The organism is Solirubrobacter ginsenosidimutans, from assembly GCF_027587205.1.
The window spans coordinates 47,003-55,457 of sequence record NZ_JAPDOD010000058.1 but is presented as its reverse complement, the minus strand read 5'-3'; the positions used below and the strand labels follow the sequence as shown (position 1 = coordinate 55,457).

The window sequence follows — 8,455 nt, the reverse complement described above, 5'->3', positions numbered from 1 at the left end:
CCGCCGCTCCGAGCGCGCCCGGTCGGGGCACGCCGACCCGCGGCTTGCCGGCCACGGCAAGGGCGCCGATCCGCGCCTCGCCCGCCGCGGCGACGACGCCAATCCGCAGCTCGCCGGCCGCGGCGACGGGGCGGGCTCCCGCGCGCGCCTCGCCGGCCGTCCTCGCCGGCGGCGGCCAGGATTCGTCCTTCCCGTCGCCGCACTCGCGCTCGCCGCGCTGGCCGCGTTCGCGCTCGTCCCGCGGCACGACGAGGTCCCGGCCCAACCTGCGTTGGTCGCGGCGATCGACCCGGCGCGGGTGCTCGCCGACGGCCATGTCCTCTACCAGCGCAGCACGGCCATCTTCAGCATGAAGTTCATCGGCGCGGATGGCCGGCGCGCGGCGCGACCGCTGGACGCGACGTACGCGATCGCCCGCAGCGTGCCCGAGGAACGCTGGTTCGCACCCGACGGCTCCGGCCGTATCCGCTACGGGCGAACGAGCGCTCCGTTCCTGCCCAGCGCGAAGGACGAGCGCGCGTGGCGGGCGGCCGGCTCGCCCGATCTCGAGGCCCTGATGCCGATGCTCGGCGACCCGGCGCCGAAGCGCCGGACCTTCGGCCCGGGAGGACTCGACGCCCAGCTGTTCGCGAACTCGAACCTCGAGGCGGTGCTGCCCGAGCACGACCCCTTGTCGGTGGTCCCGCGCAGCCCGCGCGGATTGCGCGCGTTCCTCTTCGCGGCCGCCGGACGGGTGTCGCAGGACCCGCTGCCCGACCCGATCACGGCCGAGGTGCTGGCGTTGCTCACCTATCCGCGCACGCCGGCCGATCTGCGCGCCGCGCTGCTGGAGGTCGTCGCGACGCTCCCGGGCACGGAGCGAATCGCCGCGCTCGCAGACGGGGCGGGCCGTGCGGTCCCTGCGCTCCGCTACGGCAACGCGGGCGACACCCGCGTGCTGGCCTATGACCCGGTCTCGTCACGACTGCTCGCGGTCGGCACGGACGCGGGCGGACGCGTGCGCTGGCAGCAGACCTTCGCGCTCGAGGAGGGGGCGGTGGGGCGCGTCGGCGAGCGTCCGTGAAGTCGTTCGCGACCGAACGTACGTTCGTGTAGGGTGAGCGACATGGAGCCCGCCGTCCACCGCATAACGATCATCGCCCCGCAACCGCCGACCGTCTGGCAGCGTCTGGAGACCGTCCTCGCCGACGGTGGGAGCCCGCCGATCTCGATGACCCGCTCGGCCTCGACGATCACCTTCACCTGCGACACGGGCGACTTCATGCTGCGCGCGCGGGTAGCCGACGCGCTGATGACGGTGTGCGATCACGGCGAGTGGCGTCGCAGTTTCACTCCGGAGGACTAAAATGTCGGGCTTGAGCGATTCCGTTGTCATGACCGCCGAGGGCATGAAGGCCCTCCAGGCCGAGCTCGAGCAGCTTGAGACCGTCGCCCGCCGAGAGATCGCGGACCGGATCAAGACCGCGCGCGAGTGGGGCGATCTGAAGGAGAACTCGGAGTACCACGACGCCAAGAACGACCAGGCGCACCTGGAGACGAAGATTCTCCGCCTGCGCGAGCAGCTGCTCGCGGCGGAGGTGCGTGAGGTCGAGACCCAGAGCGACGTGGTCGGCTTCGGCAGCTGCGTCGAGGTCGAGGACTCAAAGTCCGGCAAGCACGTGACCTACACGATCGTCTCCGCCCACGAGGCTGACCCGACCCAGGGCAGCCTGTCGATCGACTCACCGATGGGTAAGGCGCTCGTCGGGTCCAAGGTCGGCGGCGTCGCGAAGTTCGACACCCCTCGCGGCCCCCGCGAGCTGAAGGTCCTCAAGATCACCACCTGAGTCGCCGACCGGCCGACACCGGCCGGCGACCCGTGGCGTGATCAGCCGGCGCGGAGGGTGCGGGTCTTCGCCGGCTCGAGGTTGCCGCGCGCGTCGATCGCCTGGATCCGGACGGTGTAGGTGCCGGCCGGGAGCTTGGCCGCGGACTTCAGCGACCAGCGCTTGGCGCCCTTCGCGATCAGCGCGAGCGGGGCGGAGCAGGAGGTCGCCGCCGTCAGGCGGCCGCTCGCGCGCAGGAACTGGCAGCGGCCGGCGACCGAGCGGGTCACGCTGATCTGGACGCGCCCGAGCTTGCCCGCGCGCGCGGCCAACCGGCCCGCGGCGTGGCAGCCGGTGTCCGACGCGGTGCCGGAGGCGACGAGCCGGCCGCCCGTGAGCCGCAGCGCGGCGACCGAGGAACGCGGCGCGGTGCTGTCCGCGCATGCGGTCTTCGACGGCACGGTCGTGACGCCCGAGACCGCGATCCCGTCGACGCGCTTGGGCCCGGGAAGGGGCGCGACGGAGGCCGCGTCCGGCGCAGACGCGAGCGGCGCGACGGAGGCCGCGTCCGGTGCGGGCGCCGTGGCCGCGGGCGGCTCCTGGAACGCGACGTCGGCGAGCTGGATCGAGCCACGCGCGGTGGCCGCGCCGAAGCGCAGCTCGACCGCCCGCAGGTCGGTGAGGTCGACGCCGGAGAACGCGGTCAGCGGGATCCGGAGGCCATTGAGCACCACGTGGCGCCGGAACGAGCCCAGCGACGGCTCCAGCGCCGTGCCGTAGCGCGCCGCGCGCACCGAGGACTCCTTGCCCGCGCGGTCGATCAGCACGACGTCGAAGTCCTGCATCGCGCTGGCGGGGTTCGTGCCGTTGGAGATCGGGTTGCGGAGGTCCCCGAAGTTCACGGCCGCGCGCAGCGAGAGGGCGCCGAAGCGCGCGGCGTTGCGTGCGCTACCGGCCAGCTCGGCCCGCAGCGCCGCCGGGCCGTCCCAGGCCAGCGTCAGCTGGCGTCCGTAGGAGCGGTTCGTCGACGTCGTCGAGTTCGGCGACGGATTCGTCGGGCACGGCTTGATCTGCACGCCGGTGATCTGGTCGCGGTCCTCGTTGCACGCGTCGAACGTGGCGAAGCCGGTCGCGGTCAGCTCCCCACCCGCGGAGTCGGCGCTGACCAGCGGGGTCGGAACGGTCCCGTACATCGACGCCTCGGGCTTGATGATGTCCTGCCGCTGCGCCGCCGGGGCGATGTAGCTGGTCTTGACCTCCTCGCTGCAGGCCACGCCGCGCAGCGTCGGGCACGCGCTGGCGGGTAGGCCGGCGGCGCCGGTCATCATCGGCTCGAACTGCTTCTCCATGCCGAGGTAGTCGCGCAGGAAGGCGGCCATGAGCCCGAGCCCGACCTTGCGCTGATCGGCCGGGAAGAGCCGGATCGAGTTCGGCTTGTCCTCACCGCAGGCGACGTCCGCTCCCGATCCGGTCCCCGAGTAGGACGCCCCGTCGTCGTTGGTCCAGATCGTGTTGAAGTAGTTGTGGTCCGCGCCCTGGACGTAGAACTGCACCTTGGCGAACGCGTCGGCGCCGTTCGGGTACTTGGAACGCTCGTACGCGTTGGCGCCCGACAGGGTCGAGACGTCGCCGTCGCAGGCGGGGAGGATCACGCCGAAGTTCGTGCCCAGCGGCACCTGCTTCTGCGAATCGATCGGCGCCAGCGCCATCACGGCCTGCAGGTTGTAGATGCGCCCTGACGGCCGCAGGCGGTTGAAGCGGATGAAGTCCGTCACGCCCTCGCCGCCGCGCGAGTGGCCCATCAGGCCGACGCGCTGCATCTCCATCTTGCCGGTCAGCTTGGTCCCGACGGTGTGGTAGTCGTCGCCCGCCACCACCGGGCCCTCGCCGTTGTTCCACCGGTACAGGAGGTCGAGCGACGCGGCCAAGACCTGCGAGCGCGCGTTCGCTCCCGCGTCGTAGGAGAACGTGTTGTCGAAGCTGACGATCGTGTTCGCCGAGACGCTCATGACCACGTACCCGTGCGACGCCAGGTTGGTCGACAGGTAGTCGTAGCCCTGCCAGGACTGGATCTTGGTCGTGTTCTCCGTGCCGTCCGGGTTGTCGGTGTCGTCGCAGGTCACGTCGGGTGACGTGATCGGCGGCGACGACTCCCCGCCCGTGCCCGTGATGCAGGTCGAGTGGCGACCGTGCATGAAGACGAGGACCTTCCACGGCCCGGGCGTGTCCGGGTAGATGATCGAGCCCTCCAGCGGCTGCGGGAACGTCTGGCTCGCCGTGCCGTTGGCGGGCGGGATCGTGATCATCAGGTTCCCGGCGCTGTACTCGATCTTCTTGTAGCCGTACGGCCCGGGCGCCAGCGGATCAGCGCCCTGCGCATGGGCCGGCCCCGCACCGAGCGCCAGCGCGACGAGCACCCCCGCGAGCGTGCGAACACCAGCCTTGAGCACCGTTACCTCCGTCCGTGTAGCCACAGCCGGGACGTTATTTGTGGGCTGGAGGGCCGAACCTCGACCGGTGGTCGAACACCGACCCTCCAGTTTTCGACCACCGGTCATGTTTGCTGTGGTTGCGCTCGATTAGCGTCCGCGCCATGTCAGCTAGGACGACGCTCAGGTGGGTCGGCGCGGGTGCGCTTGCATTGGCGCTGGGCATCTCAGCGGATGCCTCGGCAGCGACCCTTGCGGTCGATGACGACAAGCTCGACTGCCCGAGCGCGCCGTTCGCGAGCGTGCAGGCGGCGGTCGACGCGGCCTCGCCGGGCGACGTCATCGCGATCTGCCCCGGGACCTACGAGGAGGGGCCCGCAACGATCCCGGCCGGTGGCGCCAACGCGGTCAGCATCGCGAAGATGCTCACGATCCGTGGCGCCGGTGCGAGCAAGGTCACCATTCGGCCGAAGCCCGCGATCACGAGTTTGTTGGGCACGACCACGAATTATCGGAACACCGTCGGCTCCGTGATCGGCGTCTACCGCGCGGGTGTCCGCACCCTGGTCGACATCTCCGGCGTGACCGTCGAGGGCGGCACCACCACGGTCGGCTCGGCGGTCAAGTTCTACAACGCCGAAGGCAGCCTCACCGGCAGCGTGATCCGCAACGTCGCGCCGCTCAACGGGCCGTACGGCTACGGCGTCGTGATCGCGTCCAACCTCGTCGCCGACCGCCTGCCCGTGCGCGTCGCGGGCACGTCGATCTCCGGCTACGCCAAGGCGGGCGTCGTGCTCGATTCGACCCAGCTCGCGCCCGCGCTCGGCATCCTCGCGGCGACGATCACCGGCAACACGATCACCGGCGCGGGCGCGCAGGTGCAGACGCCGCAGCAGGGCGTCCTGGCCACCGGCCTCGCCACCGGCTCGATCACCGGCAACGCGATCACGAACAACCTGGGAGCGGGTGACCGCGTCTCGGCCGGAGTCCGGCTCGTCGACCTCGACCTCGTGCCCGCCGCGGGCACGACCACGACGAAGCTGACCGCGACCGGCAACAACCTCGTCGGCAACGGCTACGGCGTCGTCAATGAGACCGGCGCGGGCGCCGATGCCGCACTGCCGTTCACCGCGACCGGCAACTGGTGGGGCAACGCCGCCGGCCCGTCGATCGGCCTGCCGAAGACACTCGGGGACCCGGTCAACGGCGCCGCGGTCACCTTCAGCGGCTTCCGCACGACGGCGATCACCGCGCCGGCCACGCCGGCCGCGATCACCGACGCGCCGCCGACCGGGGAGATCGACCCGCCGACCGCGAGCAAGATCGTCGTGCCCGGCACGACGTACACGCTGCGCGCCTCCGCCGGCGACGACTTCGGCGTGCGCTCGGTCAGCTTCGCGGTGGGCGGGACGACGATCGGCTCGGACGCCGTCGCGCCGTACGCGATCGACTGGACGCCGAGCGCCGCGCTCGCTGGCCAGACGCTGCCGCTGACGGTGACGATCACGGACTCGGCCGGGCAGACGACGGCGACCCCGCTTTCGCTCGCGCTGACCGTCCTCGCGCCGACGGTCACGCCGACGGCCACGGCCACCGCGACGCCGACGCCCACCGCCACGGCGACGCCCACCGCCACCGCGACGGCAACGGTGAGCGCGACAGTCGAGCCCACGCCCACCCCGGTCGCGATCGCCGCACCCGCGCCGACGCCCTCCATCGCCGCCGAGGCCAAGCCGCAGGCGCCGAAGAAGGTCACGCTGGCCGTCAAGGCCGCCACGGGCCGCAAGCTCACCGTGTCCGGCGCGCTCACCCTCCCGGCGGGCGTCAGCTGCCCGGCGGCCGGCACCGTGAGCGTCTCGATCACGCTCGGCAGGAAGGTCATCAAGACGGCGAAGGCCAAGCTCGGTGTGGGCTGCGCCTACACGGTCACGGCGACCCTGCCGCGCACCGCGGGCGGCCGGAAGGTGACCGTCAATTCCCGCTTCCTCACGGCCGGAACGCTCCTCGCCCGCTCGGCGCCGGAGCGGACGGTCACCGTGAAACGCTGACGAACCGCACGAGGCTATCGGCGAGCATGTCAGGCGTCTCCAGGGCTGGGAAGTGCCCGCCGTACGAGGGCGCTTCCCAGCGCTCGACGTCGAAGACGCGCTCGACGACCGTGCGCGGCACGTGGACGAGCTCCTTCGGGAAGTCCAGGAACGTGAGCGGGGCGGCGAGCCGGTCACCAGCGTCGGCGACGTCATCGAGCACCCAGTCGCCGTGCCGCCGCGCCCAGTACGGCCAGAAGGACGAGCCGATGCAGCCGGTGGCCCAATAGATCATCGTCGTGGTCAGGACGTCGTCGGGCGGGAGGCCGCGCGAGTCCGTCCAGCGGTCGAACTTCTCCGCGATCCAGCTCATCAGGCCGACGGGGGAGTCGGCCAGGCCGTAGGCGAGCGTCTGCGGCCGCGTGCCCTGGATGTGCACGTAGCCGCCTTCCTCCTCGCTCCAGGCAAGCAACGCCGCTCGCGAGTTCCGCTCGTACTCCGGCCAGGTCTCCGGTCGCCGCAGCGGCATCATGTAGAGGTGCAGCGCCTGCACGGCGTCCGGATAGGCGTAAGCCATCCGCACCGCGGTGCTCGAGCCCCAGTCGCCGCCCGCCACGAGGTAGCGCTCGTGCCCGAGCGAGCGCATCAGGCCGTGGACCTTGTCGGCGCAGTCGACGATCGACGACCGCGCGCCGCCGGGCGTGAACGAGAACGTGTAGCCCGGCAGCGACGGCACGATCACCCGCGCATGCGAGCGCAGCAGCGGGACGAGCCGCACGAACTCCCACACGCTCGACGGCCAGCCGTGCAGCAGCACCAGCGGCGGGCCATCCCCGTCGGCGAAGTAGTGCACGCCGTCCACGACCGCCTGCTCCGCGAAGGAGTTCAAGACGGCTTCGGCCGCGCGCCAGTCGTACTGATCGCGCCAGTACGCGGCCAGCGAGCGCGCCGCGGAGAGCCCGAACCCGTGCTCGGGCCCGGCCTCGGGCGGCTCGTCGGGCCAGCGCGTGGCGTCCAGCCGGCGACGAAGGTCCTCGAGCACGTCGTCGCCGATGCGGACCGAGAACGACGTCATGCGAACACCTCGAGCGCTCGGAGGGCGACGTCGACGTGCAGTTGCGTGCCCGTCGCGAGCGCTCGCTCGTCGATGACGAACCGCGGGTGGTGGTGTGGGTACGCGCCGCCGGCGCCGACGAACGCGTAGCACCCGGGAGCCTCGGCCTGGAAGGCGGAGAAGTCGTCGCCGCCCATGATCGGCTCGATCTCGACCAGCTGGGCGGGGTCGATGACCTCGCGCACGAGCTCCGTGGCGCGCGCCTCGTTGACGACGGGCTTGTAGCCGAACTGGAAGTCGAGCTCGAAGTTGGCGCCGTGGGCGGCGCAGACGCCGCGGGCGATCTCCTCGATCAGCATCGGGATCCGTCCGCGCACCTCCGGATCGAACGAGCGGGTCGTGCCTGTCAGCACGGCCTCGCCGGGGATCACGTTCGGCGCGTCGCCGGCATGGAGGCTTCCCACCGTGACGACGGCGGGGTGCAGCGGGTCGAGCCGGCGCGAGACGATGTGTTGCAGGCTGCCCACGAGCTCCGCCGCGCACGCGATCGTGTCGACCGCGGTGTGGGGGAGGCCCGCGTGGCCGCCGCGGCCGGTGACCGTGAGCTTGAAGAAGTCCGCCGCGGCCATGAACGGCCCCGGCATCGCGGCGACCTTGCCGTATTCGAGCGGCGTCCACAGATGGCAGCCGTAGATGAAGTCGACGCCCTCCATCACGCCCGCCGCGACCATGTCGCGCGCGCCGCCGGGGGCGAGCTCCTCGCCGTGCTGGAAGATGAACCGCACCTCACCGCCGGGGAGGTCGCGCGCGACCAGCTGCGACGCCGCGCCGAGCAGCATCGCGGTGTGCCCGTCGTGCCCGCACGCGTGCATCGCGCCCGGCCGCTCGGAGGCGAACGCGACGCCGCTCTCCTCGTGGATCGGCAGCGCGTCGATGTCGGCCCGCAGCGCGATCGTCGGTCCCGGTCTCCCTGTCCGCAGCCGGGCGAGCACGCTCGTCTCGGTCGGTCGCTCGACCGCCAGCGAAAAGCCCTCGAGCTTGTCCGCGATCCAGCCGGAGGTCTCATGCTCGTGAAAGCTGACCTCGGGATGGCGATGTAGGTGACGCCGCCAGGCCACCACGTTCTGTTCGACCCCCACG

General features: G+C 71.9%; 6 protein-coding genes and 1 pseudogene. 4 read left to right on the top strand and 3 right to left on the bottom strand.

The genetic code is table 11. From position 1 onward, the window contains the following. The 3 genes and pseudogenes from OM076_RS37885 to greA form a co-directional block, all read left to right on the top strand. Window positions 1-1,063: pseudogene (locus tag OM076_RS37885) on the top strand (hypothetical protein); the annotation flags it as partial. A gap of 42 nt (window positions 1,064-1,105) precedes the next feature. After that, entirely contained in the window at window positions 1,106-1,345 is a 240-nt protein-coding gene (locus OM076_RS37880; RefSeq protein WP_270045379.1) for a hypothetical protein, read from the top strand. A gap of 10 nt (window positions 1,346-1,355) precedes the next feature. Next, the gene (greA, locus tag OM076_RS37875; protein WP_372518130.1) at window positions 1,356-1,826 is read left to right on the top strand and encodes a transcription elongation factor GreA; all 471 of its coding nucleotides are present in this window, start codon (window positions 1,356-1,358) and stop codon (window positions 1,824-1,826) included. A gap of 41 nt (window positions 1,827-1,867) precedes the next feature. Here greA and OM076_RS37870 read toward each other — a convergent pair whose 3' ends face one another. After that, the gene (locus OM076_RS37870) at window positions 1,868-4,279 is read right to left on the bottom strand and encodes an alpha/beta hydrolase (RefSeq protein ID WP_270045377.1); all 2,412 of its coding nucleotides are present in this window, start codon (window positions 4,277-4,279) and stop codon (window positions 1,868-1,870) included. Window positions 4,280-4,398: 119 nt separating this feature from the next. Here OM076_RS37870 and OM076_RS37865 point away from each other — a divergent pair, with 119 nt between their 5' ends. Continuing rightward, window positions 4,399-6,282: an Ig-like domain-containing protein gene (locus tag OM076_RS37865; protein ID WP_270045376.1), complete on the top strand. Its 1,884-nt coding sequence runs from the start codon at window positions 4,399-4,401 to the stop codon at window positions 6,280-6,282. Here the strand turns inward: OM076_RS37865 and OM076_RS37860 are convergent. Beyond that, window positions 6,266-7,336, bottom strand: coding sequence for an epoxide hydrolase family protein (locus OM076_RS37860; protein ID WP_270045375.1), 1,071 nt, complete (start codon window positions 7,334-7,336; stop codon window positions 6,266-6,268). The two genes, OM076_RS37865 and OM076_RS37860, sit on opposite strands and share 17 nt — an antisense overlap. Further along, window positions 7,333-8,454 carry an amidohydrolase gene (locus OM076_RS37855; protein ID WP_270045374.1) on the bottom strand — a complete coding sequence of 374 codons (1,122 nt, stop codon included), beginning with the start codon at window positions 8,452-8,454 and terminating at the stop codon, window positions 7,333-7,335. The genes OM076_RS37860 and OM076_RS37855 overlap by 4 nt, the downstream gene beginning before the upstream one ends. Between the last annotated feature and the right edge of the window lies 1 nt (window position 8,455).